The organism is Magnetospirillum gryphiswaldense MSR-1 v2 (genome assembly GCF_000513295.1).
Taxonomy (GTDB): domain Bacteria; phylum Pseudomonadota; class Alphaproteobacteria; order Rhodospirillales; family Magnetospirillaceae; genus Magnetospirillum; species Magnetospirillum gryphiswaldense.
On the sequence record NC_023065.1, the window covers coordinates 1,526,182 to 1,541,455 of the forward strand.

13 protein-coding genes are annotated in these 15,274 nt (G+C 63.5%); all 13 read left to right on the forward strand.

Annotated elements, in window-relative coordinates:
• Nucleotides 1–46: 46 nt before the first annotated feature.
• The 13 genes from MGMSRV2_RS07345 to MGMSRV2_RS07405 all read left to right on the forward strand — a co-directional run bounded on the left by MGMSRV2_RS07345 (nucleotide 47) and on the right by MGMSRV2_RS07405 (nucleotide 15,164).
• Nucleotides 47–1,207 (forward strand): EAL domain-containing protein, encoded by a 1,161-nt coding sequence (locus MGMSRV2_RS07345; RefSeq protein WP_024079731.1) that lies wholly within the window; start codon nucleotides 47–49, stop codon nucleotides 1,205–1,207.
• Between the two features lie 27 nt (nucleotides 1,208–1,234).
• Nucleotides 1,235–2,728, forward strand: coding sequence for a replicative DNA helicase (locus tag MGMSRV2_RS07350; protein ID WP_024079732.1), 1,494 nt, complete (start codon nucleotides 1,235–1,237; stop codon nucleotides 2,726–2,728).
• The gene (gene alr, locus MGMSRV2_RS07355) at nucleotides 2,728–3,837 is read left to right on the forward strand and encodes an alanine racemase (RefSeq protein ID WP_041633516.1); all 1,110 of its coding nucleotides are present in this window, start codon (nucleotides 2,728–2,730) and stop codon (nucleotides 3,835–3,837) included. Before MGMSRV2_RS07350 ends, alr begins: the two co-directional genes overlap by 1 nt.
• Nucleotides 3,837–4,610: an MlaE family ABC transporter permease gene (locus tag MGMSRV2_RS07360; protein WP_024079734.1), complete on the forward strand. Its 774-nt coding sequence runs from the start codon at nucleotides 3,837–3,839 to the stop codon at nucleotides 4,608–4,610. The genes alr and MGMSRV2_RS07360 overlap by 1 nt, the downstream gene beginning before the upstream one ends.
• Nucleotides 4,611–4,612: 2 nt before the next feature.
• Nucleotides 4,613–5,386, forward strand: a complete 774-nt coding sequence (locus tag MGMSRV2_RS07365) for an ABC transporter ATP-binding protein (protein WP_041633517.1) — start codon at nucleotides 4,613–4,615, stop codon at nucleotides 5,384–5,386.
• Between the two features lie 93 nt (nucleotides 5,387–5,479).
• Entirely contained in the window at nucleotides 5,480–6,223 is a 744-nt protein-coding gene (locus MGMSRV2_RS07370) for a substrate-binding periplasmic protein (RefSeq protein ID WP_024079736.1), read from the forward strand.
• 2 nt (nucleotides 6,224–6,225) lie between these two features.
• Nucleotides 6,226–8,133, forward strand: a complete 1,908-nt coding sequence (locus tag MGMSRV2_RS07375; protein WP_024079737.1) for an ATP-binding protein — start codon at nucleotides 6,226–6,228, stop codon at nucleotides 8,131–8,133.
• Nucleotides 8,134–8,166: 33 nt separating this feature from the next.
• The gene (gene radA / locus MGMSRV2_RS07380) at nucleotides 8,167–9,540 is read left to right on the forward strand and encodes a DNA repair protein RadA (RefSeq protein WP_024079738.1); all 1,374 of its coding nucleotides are present in this window, start codon (nucleotides 8,167–8,169) and stop codon (nucleotides 9,538–9,540) included.
• A 22-nt stretch (nucleotides 9,541–9,562) separates the two neighbouring features.
• Nucleotides 9,563–10,246 (forward strand): CvpA family protein, encoded by a 684-nt coding sequence (locus MGMSRV2_RS07385; RefSeq protein ID WP_024079739.1) that lies wholly within the window; start codon nucleotides 9,563–9,565, stop codon nucleotides 10,244–10,246.
• Nucleotides 10,247–10,266: 20 nt separating this feature from the next.
• The gene (gene purF, locus MGMSRV2_RS07390; protein WP_024079740.1) at nucleotides 10,267–11,727 is read left to right on the forward strand and encodes an amidophosphoribosyltransferase; all 1,461 of its coding nucleotides are present in this window, start codon (nucleotides 10,267–10,269) and stop codon (nucleotides 11,725–11,727) included.
• A complete protein-coding gene (locus MGMSRV2_RS07395; RefSeq protein WP_024079741.1) occupies nucleotides 11,724–12,440 on the forward strand; it encodes an SDR family NAD(P)-dependent oxidoreductase in 717 nt (238 codons plus the stop codon). The genes purF and MGMSRV2_RS07395 overlap by 4 nt, the downstream gene beginning before the upstream one ends.
• A 186-nt stretch (nucleotides 12,441–12,626) precedes the next feature.
• Nucleotides 12,627–13,901 carry a hypothetical protein gene (locus MGMSRV2_RS07400; protein WP_024079743.1) on the forward strand — a complete coding sequence of 425 codons (1,275 nt, stop codon included), beginning with the start codon at nucleotides 12,627–12,629 and terminating at the stop codon, nucleotides 13,899–13,901.
• A 72-nt stretch (nucleotides 13,902–13,973) separates the two neighbouring features.
• Nucleotides 13,974–15,164, forward strand: a complete 1,191-nt coding sequence (locus MGMSRV2_RS07405; protein ID WP_041634200.1) for a hypothetical protein — start codon at nucleotides 13,974–13,976, stop codon at nucleotides 15,162–15,164.
• Nucleotides 15,165–15,274 lie beyond the last annotated feature (110 nt).

Consider the following 15,274-nt stretch of genomic DNA (forward strand, 5'->3'; position numbering starts at 1 on the left):
GCGGGGCGACGCTATCTTTAATGATAGCGGAAACAAGGACAATCATATGACCGCCCCCGTCGTCTATTCTGATCGCGCTGCCTTCGAGCACCTGCTGCAACAGGTTCTGCACGACGACCAGGATGGCAGTTTCGGGCGCCTGCATATCGTCCGTATCTCCCCCGTCGGCGCCGATGACGATGAGTGGCATCGCCTGTTGCCCAAGGCCATGGCTATCGCCGAGAACATCCTGCATCACCGTCTGGGCGCCACCGATTCGTGCCTGCGGCTGGCCGAAGGCCGTTTCATGCTGCTGTTTCCGACCCTGAGCGCAATCGAGGGTCGCCTGCGCGCGACCGCCATAGCCACGGAAATCCGCCAGCACCTGACCGGCAGCCAGTCCCACGGCGTCGAGGTGGCGACCGAGGTTCTGCCGCTTTCCACCTTGCGCCATACCAAGGCCCCGGCCAGCGTCGAGACCATGCACAAGGCGATGGAGCACAGCCACCACCCGTCCATTTCGCTCAGCATTGAATATCAGCCGGTGTGGGACATGCCGCGTCAGGCGATCATCGGCAGCCGGGCGCGGGCACGGCGTGATTTCGGCGGCCAGACCATGTGGGAACGCGCCGTCATGTTCGGCGGCGAGGAAGACCCCATGGCGGTGGACGTCAACCGCCATCTGGCCCATGCCGGCGCCGCCTTCCGCCCCGATCGCGGTTTGCTGTTCCTGCCGGTGGTGGTCAACACCCACACCCTGTCGCATGGCAAGGGAATCGAAGACTTTCTCGACACCATCTGTCACCCCGGCGGCGGCAAGCTGGTGCTGGAACTGGCCGGGGCGGTGGCCAATCTCAGCCGCCCGACGCTGCGGGCGGTGATCGGCGCCATCCGTGCCCGCGGTTGTGCCGTGGCCATCCGGGTGGTGCCCGAGGCCGAGACCGCCCGCTTCCTGCGCGAGTGCGGCGCCGAATATCTGTGCCTGAACCAGTTACAGGCGCAACTGGCCGGCTTCACCCCGTCGGCCATCCACGCCCTTTACACCCTGGTCGCCCACGACGTCGGTGAATTGGGGTTTCAACTGGCCCTGTGGAACGCCACCAACCCCGAAGACATCAAACGTGCCGCCAGCCTGGGCTTTACCCTGTTCAGCGGCGCCCCGGTGGGGGTGACGACGAAAAGCACGGCCACTTTGAAGACCCTGCCCGTACCCGCAATCTTTGCCTGACCGTCGTCTTCTGCTAGGGTTCGGGCCATGTCGAACCCAGAAGAAACCATCACCTTCCGCACGCCGCCGCACAATTATGAAGCGGAGCAGGCGCTGTTGGGCGCCATCTTGCTCAACAACCGCACCTTTGAACGGGTGTCGGAATATCTGCGGCCCGAACATTTCGCCGATCCCACCCATGGCCGCGTCTTCGCCGCCTGCGCCAAGCTGATCGAACGCGGCCAGATCGCCAATCCGGTGACCCTGACCACCTATTTCCAGCATGACGGCGGCCTGGAGGAGTTGGGCGGCACCCCCTATCTGGCGCAATTGGCCAATGCGGTGGTGTCGATCATCGACGCCGAGGATTACGCCAAGCTGATCCACGACCTGCATCTTAGGCGCGAGTTGATCGAGCTGGGCGAGACCATGGTCAATCAGGCCCACGCCCCCAAGATCGACGAGCCGGCCATGGACCAGATCGGGCGGGCCGAGGCGCAGTTGTATGAATTGGCCACCACCGGCCAGACCGAGGGCGGTTTCGAAACCTTCGGCCAAGTGCTGGTGGAGGCGGTCAAGCAAGCCGAATCGGCGCATAAGCGCCAGGGCAAGCTGTCGGGTGTGCCTACCGGCCTGATCGACCTGGACAAGAAACTGGGCGGCCTGCATCCATCGGATCTGCTGATCCTGGCCGGGCGCCCGTCCATGGGCAAGACCTCGCTGGCCACCAACATCGCCTATAACGCCGCCAAGGCCTATCGCGAGGAAGTGGACGCGCTGGGCAACAAGAAGGCCGCCGATGGCGGCGTTGTCGCCTTCTTCTCGCTGGAAATGTCGTCGGAACAGCTGGCCACCCGTATCCTGGCCGAGGCGGCGGAAATCCAAAGCCACAAAATCCGCCAAGGCGAGATGTCCAACGACGAGTTCGAACGTCTGGTGGTCGCCGCCCAGGAACTGCACCGCCTGCCGCTTCACATCGACGACACCCCCGCGCTCAGCATTTCCGCCGTGCGCACCCGGGCGCGACGCCTCAAGCGCCAGCAAGGCCTGCACCTGATCGTGGTCGATTACCTGCAATTGCTGCGCGGCTCGGGGGCGACCGCCGAAAGCCGCGTGCAGGAAGTGTCGGAAATCACCCGTGGCCTGAAAGCCCTGGCCAAGGAACTGGATTTGCCGGTGATCGCCCTGTCGCAGCTGTCGCGCGCGGTGGAACAGCGTGAAGACAAGCGCCCGCAATTGTCGGATCTGCGTGAATCGGGCTCGATCGAACAGGACGCCGACGTGGTGATGTTCGTGTTCCGCGAACAATATTACCTAGAACGGGCCGAGCCGGGCCAACGCCCGGACGAAACCCCGGAAAAGTTCAACGAGCGCCACGCCAAATGGCAGGAGCGCTGCGAAGAGGTGTGGAACACCGCCGAAGTCATCATCGCCAAGCAGCGTCATGGCCCGGTCGGCACCGTGCGTCTGGCCTTCCAGGGCGAATTCACCAAGTTCGGCAATCTGATGACCAACGATCATTACGAAGAACCGGGGTATTGATGACCGCCCACGACCGTGCCACCGGCATTCTGTCCATCGATCTCGACGCCATCGCCGACAACTGGCGCACCCTGGCGGCGCACGCCCCCAATGCCGAGGCCGCCGGGGTGGTCAAGGCCGATGGTTATGGTCTGGGCGCGGCACCGGTGGCGCGGGCCTTGCGCAAGGCCGGGTGCACCACCTTCTTCGTCGCCACCATCGACGAAGGCATCAGCCTGCGCCCGCATGTGAACGACGCCCGCATCCTGGTGCTGGGCGGGGTGTTACCGGGCACCGGCGCCGATTTCATCGGCCATCAACTGATCCCGGTACTCAACAGCCCGGAACAGATCGGCCTGTGGTCGGGCTTCGCCGCCGCCGGCGGTCGCCCCCTGCCCGCCGCCATCCACATGGACAGCGGCATGAACCGCCTGGGCCTGGACGAAACGGCGGTGGAGCTGCTGGCCGCCGATAACCGCCGCCTGGACGGCATCCAGCCCGTTCTGGTCATGAGCCACATGGCCTGCGCCGACGAACGCGACCACGCCATGAACCGTCAGCAACTGGACCGCTTCACCGTGTTGGCCGACCGGTTGGGGGTAAGCGCGCCGCGATCGCTGGCGGCCAGTTCCACCATTTTCCTGGGTGCGGATTATCATTTCGACCTGATCCGTCCAGGAGCAGGGCTTTACGGCATCAACCCCATGCCGGACAGCCCCAATCCGTTGCGTCAGACCGTCCGTTTGCACGGAAAAATCCTGCAAGTCCGCGACGTTGACACCCCCCAGACCGTTGGCTATGGTGCCAGCCATCGGTTCAAATCCAAGGGCCGGGTCGCCACCATCGCCTGCGGTTACGCCGATGGCTTGTTCCGGTCCTTGGGCAATCGCGGCTTTGGTGTCATCGGGGGGGTAAAAGTGCCGGTCGTAGGCCGCATTTCCATGGATTTGATCACCCTCGACGTCAGCGCCGTGGCGCCTGCGCACGTGCATGCCGGCGCCCTGGTGGAACTGATCGGCCCCGACCACGACGTCGACGCCCTGGCCGCCGAGGCCGGCACCATCGGCTATGAAATCCTGACAAGTCTGGGCAGGCGTTACCTGCGCGACTACAGCGGAGGAAATACCTGATGGACTTCGTGGCGGCCATCGGCCGGATTTTCCTGGCCTTTCTGTCCCATGTGGGCCGGCTGTCGGCCTTTGCCGGCACCGCCTTGTCGCATGTGGTCCGCCCGCCGTTTTATCCGCGCCTGACCCTGCGGGCCATGGTCGAGATCGGCTATTACTCGTTGCCGGTGGTCGGCCTGACCGCCGTGTTCACCGGCATGGTGCTGGCGCTGCAATCCTATTCCGGCTTTTCCCGCTTCGCCGCCGAAAGCGCGGTGGCCACCGTGGTGGTGCTGTCGGTAACGCGCGAACTGGCCCCGGTGCTGGCCGGGCTGATGGTGGCCGGGCGCATCGGCGCCTCGATGGCGGCGGAGATCGGCACCATGCGGGTGACCGAGCAGATCGACGCGCTGACCACCTTGTCCACCAACCCGTTCAAGTATCTGGTGGCGCCGCGGCTGCTGGCCGGCCTGCTGATGGTGCCCTGCCTGGTGCTGGTGGCCGACATCATCGGCGTCTTCGGCGGCTATATCGTCGGCGTCTACAAGCTGGGCTTCAACCCGTCCACCTATCTGGCGCGGACCTGGGAATTCCTGGAGCCGCTGGACGTCATTTCCGGCCTGACCAAGGCGGCGGTGTTCGGCTTCATCATTTCGCTGATGGGCTGCTATCACGGCTATTATTCCCGTGGCGGCGCCCAGGGCGTGGGCGCGGCGACCACCAATTCGGTGGTGTCGGCGGCCATCATGATTCTGATCTTCAACTACGTCATCACCGCCCTTTATTTCGGGAAATGAGCATGACCGCGCCGGCCAAAATCGTCCTTTCCGACGTGCACAAATCCTTTGGCAAGAAGGTGGTGCTGGACGGTGCCGACCTGTCCATCGCCCAGGGCGAATCGGTGGTGATCATCGGCGGCTCGGGCACCGGCAAGTCGGTGCTGCTGAAATCCATCCTGGGTATCTTGCGGCCGGAAAAGGGCTCGATCAAGGTGGATGGCCAGGAAGTCATCGGCATGGGCGCCAAGGCCCGTGACCGCATGATGCTGAAATTCGGCATGCTGTTCCAGGGCGCCGCCTTGTTCGATTCGTTGAAGGTGTGGCAGAACGTCGCCTTCGGCCTGATCCAGGGCCGTGGCATGGAGCGCGAACAGGCCCATGCCATCGCCATCGAAAAACTGGCCCAGGTAGGACTGGCCGAATCGGCCGGGGAATTGTTTCCGGCCGAGTTGTCGGGCGGCATGCAAAAGCGCGTGGCCCTGGCCCGCGCCATCGCCACCAGCCCGGAAATCATCTTCTTCGACGAACCCACCACCGGGCTGGACCCGATCATGGCCGACGTCATCAACGACCTGATCGTCAAGTGCACCAAGGAACTGGGGGCGACGACGCTGTCCATCACCCACGACATGGCCTCGGCCCGCAAGATCGCCGACCGTATCGCCATGCTGTATAAGGGCCGCCTGATCTGGGTGGGACCGGCCAAGGACATCGACCATTCCGGCAACGAATTCGTCGATCAGTTCATCCACGGTCGCGCGGACGGCCCGATCAAGATGGAACTGCGCGCCTAGTCCCGGCCTGGACGCAAGTGCCCTAAAAGATCGCAGCATTTGCGACCTAAGCATCATCGCCGAAACCGAATCGCGCGTGATATCCTTACTGGCATGATGACTATTACCATCCGCCTATCCGCCATCATCCTGGCATTGGTTCTGCTGTCCCCCGTTGCGTCGGCCGCCGACACGCCGCTCAGCCTGACCACCGGCATGCGGGAACCGTGGACGACCGAGCATCGGGACGGCTTTACCGACCTGCTGATCGAAGCCCTGGCCAAGCGCACCGGCGTAGCCATGACCTTAAGCGTCAATCCCGCCGCCGCCCGCGCCATCAGCTTGACCAATGACGGCATCGACGACGGATTGGCGGCGCGGATCGGCGGCTTGGAAAAGGACTATCCCAATCTGGTGCAGGTGCCGGAACCCATCTTCGTCAACGACTTCGTTGCCTGTACCAATGCCGCCACGCCGCTGATCAGGACTTGGGCCGACCTGGCGCCGTTTTCCGTTGCCCATATCATCGGCTGGCAAATCTTCGAACGTAATTTGCCGAGTGTGCGCGAACTGACCACCTCGCGCGATTCACGCCAATTGGTGCAATTGCTGCAAAACGCCCGCGCCGACATCATCTTGCATGAACGCTGGCAGGCATTGTGGCAGGCGCGTCAATTGAACCATTCCCTCACGGTGCAGGAACCACCCCTGGCCCAGGTTCCCATGTACCTGTACCTGCATAAGCGCCACGCTGCCCTGGTCCCGATCCTCAGCGCCGAATTGGTGGCGATGAAGGCCGATGGCAGCCACAAAAGCCTGCAGGACAAGGCCTTTTCCCACATCCTTCCAGATCGCTGACCATGTCATCCGCCTTCATCATGCGCCGCCCCCATGGGGTGATCGGGCGTTTGCTGCGGCGGGTGATCTTGGCCGGCGGTATCGCCGCCCTGATCCTGACATCGGCGCTTTTGTACCTGGAATACCGCCGCGACCTCGGCGTGTTGATGGACCGGCTGACCCAGATCGAAAGCAGCACCCTGCCCAGCATCGCTGAAAACGTCTGGCTGGAAGACCGCGAGCGGTTGGAACTGGTGTTCAAGGGCCTGCTGCAATTGCCCGGCATGGCTCAGGTGGAACTGTTGGACGCCCAGGGCGGCACGGTCCTGCGCATGGGGCAGGCGCCCGACCATGCCATCGTCCAGGTGTTCGCGCTGACACGCCCGTACAATGACCGGCTCATGGATCTGGGGCAATTGCGGGTCAGCGCCACCACCGCACCGCTTCACCGGCGTACACTGGAACGCCTGTGGGGCATCCTGGCCGCCAATCTGGCGCTGATCGTGGTCTTGGTCGCGGCCATCTATGCGCTGACCCATCAATCGGTGATCCGGCCCCTGCGGCTGATCGCTCTTTACGCCGAAGAACTTGGCCGCCAGGGGCCGATGGCAACCCCTGAACAGGATTTGGGTCAGTTCCACAGCGGTGATGAAATGTGGGAACTGGTGCGTACGCTGAACCTGATGCGGCAGGAATTGGCACGCGGTCATCAGGAGCTTGCCGCCAACGAACAACGCTTGCGCATCCTGTTTTCCGCCTCGCCGGTGTCGTTGTGGGAAGAAGATTTTTCCGCCGTCGCCGCCGCCTTGGAAAAGCATCGGCCCAACATCGACGACATCGACGCGTGGATGCAGGCCAATCCGACGGAAGTCCTGGCCTTGGCCGACATGGTGCGGGTGATCGACGTCAACGACGCCACCATCAGCATGCACCACGCCCGCAGCCGGGAAGAATTGCTGCGCCGCCTGCCGCTGATCTTCACCCCGGAATCGCTGCCGGCGTTCCAGGCCCAATTGCGGGCCTTGTGGATGGGGGAGACGACCCTGACCACCGATACCGTGGTCCGCACCCTGGACGGCCAGCTTCGCCAAATTCTGTTGCGCTGGAAGGTGGCCACCGGGGACGAGCAGACCCTGAACCGGGTGATCGTGTCGCAAGAAGACATCACCGAGCGCAAGGCCTGGGCCAATCAATTGGAAGACGCCCTGGCCCGCCTGCGCGCCAGCAACGCCGAACTGGAAAGGGTGACCTTCGTCACCGCCCACGATTTGCTGGAACCCATGCGCGCGGTGATCAGCTTCAGCCAGTTGATCGAACGCCATGTCCGGGCCAGCGGCACACCGTCGACCGAACTGAGCGACGACCTGTCCTATCTTCAGGCCGCCGCCTTGCGCATGAAGCTGCAGATCGAAGGCATGAACCGCTATGCCTCGATCTGTCAGGAACAGGTGGTCATGCAGCTCATGCCCCTGTCATTGGCGGTAAACGATGCTTTGCAAAAAGTATCGCTGCCAGACGATATCGTACTGGATATCGGCGAATTGCCCGAGATCATCGGCAATCGCCGCCAATTGGCCGATCTGTTTTTTCAGCTTATCGAAAACAGCGTCAAATTTCGCGGCGGGGACAAACTGCACATCTCCATCGCCGCCCTGCAAGTGCGCGAGGGCTGGCGGGTAACGGTCAGCGACAACGGCATCGGCATCGATCCGGCGTTTTCCCAATCGCTGTTCGACCTGTTCCGTCGTCTGCACGGCCCCGGTCAGTATTCCGGCGTCGGCATCGGTCTGGCCTTGTGCCGCAAGATCATGGAACGTCATGACGGCCACATCGCCTTTGATTCCGGTTATTACCCCGGCGCCCGTCTGGTCCTAACCTTCCCCACCGCGCCGCTCGCCACTCCACTTGCCACTCCGGGGCCCGCGCTCTAGGATCGCGCCCAATCCGCGCTATAGGACCGCCCCATGTCCAAATCATCCGCCCGCTTCGTCTGCCAGGAATGCGGCGCCGTCACCGTCAAATGGGCAGGCAAATGCGAAACCTGCGGCGCCTGGAATTCCATCGCCGAGGAAGCCCCGCGCGAGAATGCGCCCAAGGGCTTGGGCGGCAAGGCCGGACGCAAGATCGAATTCGTCGGCCTGGAAGGTCAGGCCGCCCCGGTGCCGCGACTGATGACCGGCATCGGCGAGTTGGACCGGGTGGCCGGCGGCGGGCTGGTGCCCGGCTCGGCCCTGCTGGTCGGCGGCGATCCCGGCATCGGCAAATCGACGCTGCTGACCCAGGCGGCGGCCCAGCTTTCGGCCAAGCATGCGGTGGTCTATATCTCGGGCGAAGAGGCGGTCGATCAGGTGCGCCTGCGCGCCCGGCGCATGGGGTTGGCCCATGCCCCGGTGCAACTGGCCGCCGCCACGTCCTTGCGCGATATCGTCTCGACCCTGGATGTGGCCGACGCCCCCGCCGTGGTGGTCATCGATTCCATCCAGACCATGTTCGCCGACACGGTGGAATCGGCACCGGGTACCGTCACCCAGGTGCGCACCTGCGCCCACGAGCTGATCCGTCTGGCCAAACGGCGCGGCTTCGTCCTGTTCCTGGTCGGCCACGTCACCAAGGAAGGCACCATCGCCGGCCCCCGCGTGCTGGAACACATGGTCGACACCGTGCTTTATTTCGAGGGCGAGCGCGGCCACCAGTTCCGCATCCTGCGCGCCGTCAAGAACCGCTTCGGCGCCACCGACGAAATCGGCGTGTTCGAGATGACCGATGCCGGACTGGCGGAAGTGCTGAACCCGTCGGCGCTGTTTTTGGCCGAACGGCGCGGTAATGTCTCGGGTTCCTGCGTCTTCGCCGGCATCGAGGGGACGCGGCCCATGCTGGTGGAAATCCAGGCCCTGGTCGCCCCCAGCACCCTGTCTTCGCCCCGGCGCGCCGTGGTCGGCTGGGATACCAGCCGCCTCGCCATGGTGCTGGCGGTGCTCGATGCCCGTTGCGGACTTGCTTTGTCGGGCAATGACGTTTATTTGAACGTCGCAGGCGGCTTGCGTATCGCCGAACCCGCCGCCGATCTGGCGGTGGCCGCCGCCCTGGTCTCGTCGGCCAGCGATATCCCGGTTCCCGCCGACATGGTGGTGTTCGGGGAGATCGGACTTTCGGGCGAGGTTCGCGCCGTGGCGCAGACCGAGCTGCGCCTGAAGGAAGCGGCGAAACTTGGCTTCGCGCAGGGGCTGGTGCCCGCGATGCCGAGAAAGGGCAAAGGTCCGGTGGCCACGGGGGCACTGGGCATTCGCCCGTTAGGGCACCTGCAGGATTTGTTGGGGCTGTTCCGCCCCGCCTCGTGACGACAACAGAGCCGAATCCCCAATGGGCAATCTTTCCATCACTGCCGTCGATATCGTGGTGGCCGTCGTTTTGCTGGGGTCCGCCGGCTTCGCCTTCATGCGTGGTTTCGTCCACGAGGTGTTGGCCATCGCCGCCTGGGTCGGCGCCGCCCTGGCCGCCCTTTACGGCTTCCAATACGTCCAGCCGCTGGCCCGGCAATATATCGGCAGCGCCCTGGTCGCCGACATCGCCGCCGGCGCCGCCTTGTTCCTGGTCACCCTTCTGGTGCTGTCCATGATCACCAAGGCCGCCGCCGACCGGGTGCGCCGCAGCGCGCTGAACAGCGTCGATTCGTCCTTGGGTTTCGCATTCGGTCTGGTCAGGGGTGCACTTTTGGTCAGCCTTGCCCATCTATTGATCACCATGATCACTGAAACCCCGCCGTCCTGGCTGGCCGAGGCCCGAAGCTATCCCTGGCTGGAACGCGGCGCGACCATGCTGCGGGCCTTGGCCCCCGACAATTTCGGCACCACCCAGGGCCAAGCCCGGCAGATGTCGAAGGAGGCCCAGGATTTGATGCAGGCGGAACAGACGTTGCGCAAATACATTGCCCCGCAGCCGGCGGCCCCGGCGGCGAAAGAGGTCGAGACGGGCGCCAAGCCCGCACAAGGGTACGACAAGGAAAGCAGAAGCCAACTGGATCGCCTGATCCAGGCCAATCAATGATTACAGCGGCGAGAACCGGCATGTTGACCACCAATCCTTTCGACGACGATCACCTGCGCGAAGAATGCGGGGTGTTCGGCATCTATGGCCACCCCGAGGCGGCGGCTCTGACCGCCCTGGGTCTGCACGCCCTGCAGCATCGCGGTCAGGAAGCGGCGGGCATCGTGGCCCATGACGGCGACGTCTTCCATAACCACCGCGACCTGGGCCATGTCGAGGATTGCTTCGGCTCCGAATCCATCATCCGCAAGCTCAAGGGCGCGGCGGCCGTCGGCCATGTGCGTTATTCCACCACCGGCGAAACCTTGCTGCGCAATGTTCAGCCGCTGTTCGCCGAGATGGAGTTCGGTGGTCTGGCCCTGGCCCATAACGGCAACCTGACCAACACCAACGTGCTGCGCCGCTCGCTGGTCAAGCGCGGCTGCCTGTTCCAAAGCACCACCGACACCGAGGTGATCATCCATCTGATCGCCATCAGTCTGTACACCAGCGTCGAGGACCGCCTGATCGACGCGCTGCGCCAGATCGAGGGCGCCTATTCGCTGACCTGCCTGACCAAGGACGGGGTGATGGGCGTGCGTGACCCGCTGGGCATCCGCCCGCTGGTGCTGGGCAAGCTGGACGGGGCGTGGTGTCTGGCCTCGGAAACCTGCGCCTTCGACATCATCGGCGCCGAATTCGTCCGTGACGTCGAACCGGGCGAAATCGTGGTCATCAGCGCCACCGGCCTGCGCTCGCTCAAGCCGTTCGCCATCAAGCAGCGCCGCTTCTGCATCTTCGAGTACATCTATTTCGCCCGTCCCGATTCCATCATGGAAGGGACCAGCGTCTATGATGTCCGCAAGCGCATCGGCGCCCAATTGGCGCGCGAAAGCGCGGTGGATGCCGATGTCATCATCCCGGTGCCCGATTCCGGCGTGCCCGCCGCCATCGGTTATGCCGCCCAGGCCGGCATTCCGTTCGAGTTGGGCATCATCCGCAACCATTATGTCGGCCGCACCTTCATCCAGCCCACCGACCGCACCCGCCATGTGGGCGTCAAGATGAAGCACAATCCCAACCGCCATGCCATCGAAGGCAAGCGGGTGGTGCTGGTCGACGATTCCATCGTGCGCGGCACCACCAGCCGCAAGATCGTGGAAATGGTGCGTCAGGCCGGGGCCAGCGAAGTGCACATGCGCATTTCGTCGCCGCCGACCAACCATTGCTGCTATTTCGGCATCGACACGCCGGAACGGGAAAAGCTGCTGGCGGCGCGCTATGACGTGGACGGCATGGCCAAGCTGATCGGGGTCGATTCGCTGGCCTTCATCTCGCTCGACGGCCTGTACAAGGCGGTGGGCGAGGAAGCCCGCAACCCGGCGGCGCCGCAATATTGCGATGCCTGCTTCACCGGCGATTATCCGATCATGCCCACCGATTATGCCGATCAGTTGTCCGATCCCAAGCAACTTTCCCTGCTGGGCGAGGCGGGGAAATGAGTAATCGTCTGCAAGGCCGCGTCGCCCTGGTGACCGGGGCGTCGCGCGGCATCGGTCGTGCCGTGGCCAAGCGTTTCGCCGCCGAAGGGGCCGAAGTCATCTGCGTCGCCCGCACCCAGGGCGCGCTTGAGGAACTGGATGACGAAATCGCCAATGCCGGGGGCAAGGCGGTGCTGTGCCCGCTGAACCTGCGCGAATTCGACAAGATCGATCAGGTCGCCGCCGCCCTTTATCAGCGTTTCGGACGCCTGGATATCCTGGTCGGCAATGCCGGCGACATCGGCGGCGGACTGGCCCCCATCGGCCATGTTGACCAAAAGCACTTCCAGGAAGCCTTCGACGTCAACGTCACCGCCAATTACCGCCTGATCCGCGCTTTCGCGCCGCTCTTGAAAGCGTCGGACCATGGCCGCGCCGTTTTCGTCACCTCGGACGTGGCGCAGGCCAACATGCCCTATTGGGGCGTCTATGCCGCCGGCAAGGCGGCGCTTGAATCCATCGTCCTGACCTGGGCGGCGGAAATCGCCAATATCTCCAACATCAAGGCCAATCTGATCGATCCCGGTGCGGTGGCCACCCGCATGCGCACCATCGCTTTCCCCGGCGAGGATGCCGCAACCTTGGCGCAACCCGACGACGTGGCCGGTGCTTTCGTCGATCTGGCGGAAGTGGCCTGCCAACACCACGGACAAATCATTCGCCTCGGTCGATAAATAGGTCGTACGCCTGATTGACCTGTGCGTCACTGCGGGAGATCATGGCCAAACATACGACGGCACTTGCACCATCCGATCAGGTGGGGTAAGCCGAATGGGTGGGGGAAAATCGCCGACGGCGGCGGCAACGTGGGGACAGAGTCGCGGCCGGCGGTAACGTCCAGAAGGGCGATAGAGGGCGGGATGAGCCAACAACCGCGTGACAACAAAACGTTTGAAACCAAGGTTTCAAACCTGATCAACGCCACCCGGCACCTGGAAGTGCCGCAGATCCTGCTTTTGCGCCGCTTGACCATGGCCGACCCGGAAAGCCTGAAATGGGCGAACATCCGCGAATTGGACGTGGTTTTTTCCGTGATTCTGGGCAAGGCGGTGGAACGCCTTGGCGTCGACGCCCTGCGTCAGGCCCGCGACAAGAATTTCGAGACATTGCTGCCGCAGGACGTCAATCACCGCGATGAGGATTTGCGGGTTTTGACCGCGGTGGCCACACCGCTGCTGGGGCCGGCACCGCCGCAGGTGAGCGAGCAGGAATTGCTGCTGTCCAGGCTGTTGTCCATGGGGCCGGCGACGGCCAAGAAGCCCACCACCCGCCAGTCATCCACCATCAAAGAACCGCCGCCGTTGTTCGCCGCCCAGTTGGGGCCGGATTCCGAACGGCTGATGCCCGGCAGCGACAACCGCATGACGCTGGATTCGGACGAAAAAACCTATACCGACTTCCCCACCTTGTTCGACGACGCCATCTGTTCCTATACCCGCAAGGTGCTGAGCCTGTTGCAGGTCAAGGGCGACATCAAGCCAGGCCGCCGCCCCTTCGCCATGGCCCCCGAATTCGCCGCCTGCTACGAGGAAGTGCTGCGCCGTTTCGTGCTGCCGCCCATGCGCTCGTCGCGCCATATCCAGCAATTGGGTATCAACTATAATTGGGCCGATGTCGGTGGCGGCAAGCTGATCGAAATCATCCAAGGCGGCGAAGTCAACAACCCGGTGCTGCATAATTGGGACAATCGCTGGGGCGCTTTCCGCACCGTCAAGGGCAAGAAGCCCAAGCCCGAGGACGACCCCTGGCCGCTGTTCCGCGAGGATGCCACCAAAAGCGGCTATTTGCCGCCGGACGAGGACAGCATCCGCCTGATGCAGGATATCGTTCGCTTCGAGACCGATTCCATCGCCAAGGCCTGGCGCGAGCTGGCACAGTTGTACGAACAGGAATTCACCCCCAATGCTCGCCAGGAACAGGCGCGCGAAGGGGCCTTCCGCGACGGACTGATGAAGTGGATCAGCAAGCTGCCCGAGGGCATCGGCGAATTGTTGGCGATCAAGGCCTATTATCTGTTCCCGCGGATCGACGGCACCTTCGTCCGTCGCCTGCTGACCAATTTCGGTCGCACCGACAATGAGCGGCGGCGGGCGGCACCGATACTCAATGATTTTATCCTGAACATGGGGGAATGACCCGTTTGCCTGCTACGGGGGCAACGGATACCTTTCCACCCGACGGATTGTGACAGGGGGATGACCGGGGGCATGAGCACGGCAGGCGATGGCTTTGAAGCCAAGGTAGCCAATCTGGTGGCGGTGACCCAAAAGCTGGACGTGCAGCGCATCTTGCAGGTGCGCCGGCTGACCATGGCCGACCCGCAAAGCCTGAAATGGGCCAGCGCCCGCCAACTGGATCTGGTCTTCAACGTCATCCTGGCCAAGGCGCTGGAACGCACCGACATGGCCGAGATTCTGGCCGCCAGCACCCAGCATTTCGACCCCATGCTGCCGCCCGGCCCCGAGGATCAGGTGGACAAGGAACGTTGGCTGCTGTTTGACTTGGCCAAGCCCATCTTATCCGGTGCCAGCGCCAGCACCACCGAGACCACCGAAGCGGTAATGGACCAGATCGAAGCCGATGGCGACGATCATGGTGACGACGACGAATACAGTCCGCAAAGCTATGGCGATTTCGCCACCATGTTTGACGACAGCATCTCGCGCTACGTCAAACGTACCTTGGCGGTGATCGCCGCCGGCGGCAACCGTCCGCATATCCCCCTGCCCTTCTATCTGGCGCCGCCGTTCGCCTCGTGTTACCTGCACGTTTTGCGCGACACCTTGTTGCCGGCCATGCGTTCGTCACGGCGCATGAAGGAACTGGCGGTGTCGCGCAACTGGACCGAGGCCGGGGCCGGGGGGCGGATCATCGGCATGATCCAGGCCGGCGGCAGCGACAATGCCATTTTGCACCATTGGGACAGCCGCTGGCAGGTGTTCCACCCCGAGCACGTGATCAAGGGCAAGGACGGCAAGCCCAGGCCGCGCAAGGCCGAAGACGATCCCTGGCAATTGTTCCAAGATGACGCGGCCAAGCACGGCTACATCCCGCCCTATCCGTCTGACATCCCCATGTTGCAACGCATCGTCCGCCTGGATGGCGAGGTTTTGGCCGATGCCTGGGGGCAACTGGCGCAGATGTACGAACAGGAATTCCAGCCGAAAACTCGGGCCGAACAGGGCCGCGCCGGATCGTTCCGTGACGGCCTGCTGAAATTCATCGACAAGCTGGAATTCCATGGCGGCGATATCCTGACCATCAAGGCGTTTTTCGACTGCCCCAAGGTCGACCGCCTGTTCATCAAGCAGATGATCCAAATCCTGGGCCGCACCGACAAGGAACGGATGATGCGGGCGCCGCTGTTGATCGGCTTTTACAACGATCTGCCGAAATAACACCAAGTCTTGACGAGTTTAACTCATCAAGACTTGGTTAGGCGCAAAGCGCCGCGCGGCTTATGCCGCGTGAGGCAAGCATCCCGGAGGGATGCACCCGCCGCTTGAGG

Coding starts and splice junctions, on each gene's coding strand:
- purF (WP_024079740.1), top strand. CDS start 10,267: ATGTTGACCACCAATCCTTTCGACGACGATCACCTGCGCGAAGAATGC.
- MGMSRV2_RS07370 (WP_024079736.1), top strand. CDS start 5,480: ATGATGACTATTACCATCCGCCTATCCGCCATCATCCTGGCATTGGTT.
- MGMSRV2_RS07345 (WP_024079731.1), top strand. CDS start 47: ATGACCGCCCCCGTCGTCTATTCTGATCGCGCTGCCTTCGAGCACCTG.
- MGMSRV2_RS07375 (WP_024079737.1), top strand. CDS start 6,226: ATGTCATCCGCCTTCATCATGCGCCGCCCCCATGGGGTGATCGGGCGT.
- MGMSRV2_RS07405 (WP_041634200.1), top strand. CDS start 13,974: ATGAGCACGGCAGGCGATGGCTTTGAAGCCAAGGTAGCCAATCTGGTG.
- MGMSRV2_RS07385 (WP_024079739.1), top strand. CDS start 9,563: ATGGGCAATCTTTCCATCACTGCCGTCGATATCGTGGTGGCCGTCGTT.
- radA (WP_024079738.1), top strand. CDS start 8,167: ATGTCCAAATCATCCGCCCGCTTCGTCTGCCAGGAATGCGGCGCCGTC.
- MGMSRV2_RS07365 (WP_041633517.1), top strand. CDS start 4,613: ATGACCGCGCCGGCCAAAATCGTCCTTTCCGACGTGCACAAATCCTTT.
- MGMSRV2_RS07360 (WP_024079734.1), top strand. CDS start 3,837: ATGGACTTCGTGGCGGCCATCGGCCGGATTTTCCTGGCCTTTCTGTCC.
- MGMSRV2_RS07350 (WP_024079732.1), top strand. CDS start 1,235: ATGTCGAACCCAGAAGAAACCATCACCTTCCGCACGCCGCCGCACAAT.
- alr (WP_041633516.1), top strand. CDS start 2,728: ATGACCGCCCACGACCGTGCCACCGGCATTCTGTCCATCGATCTCGAC.
- MGMSRV2_RS07400 (WP_024079743.1), top strand. CDS start 12,627: ATGAGCCAACAACCGCGTGACAACAAAACGTTTGAAACCAAGGTTTCA.
- MGMSRV2_RS07395 (WP_024079741.1), top strand. CDS start 11,724: ATGAGTAATCGTCTGCAAGGCCGCGTCGCCCTGGTGACCGGGGCGTCG.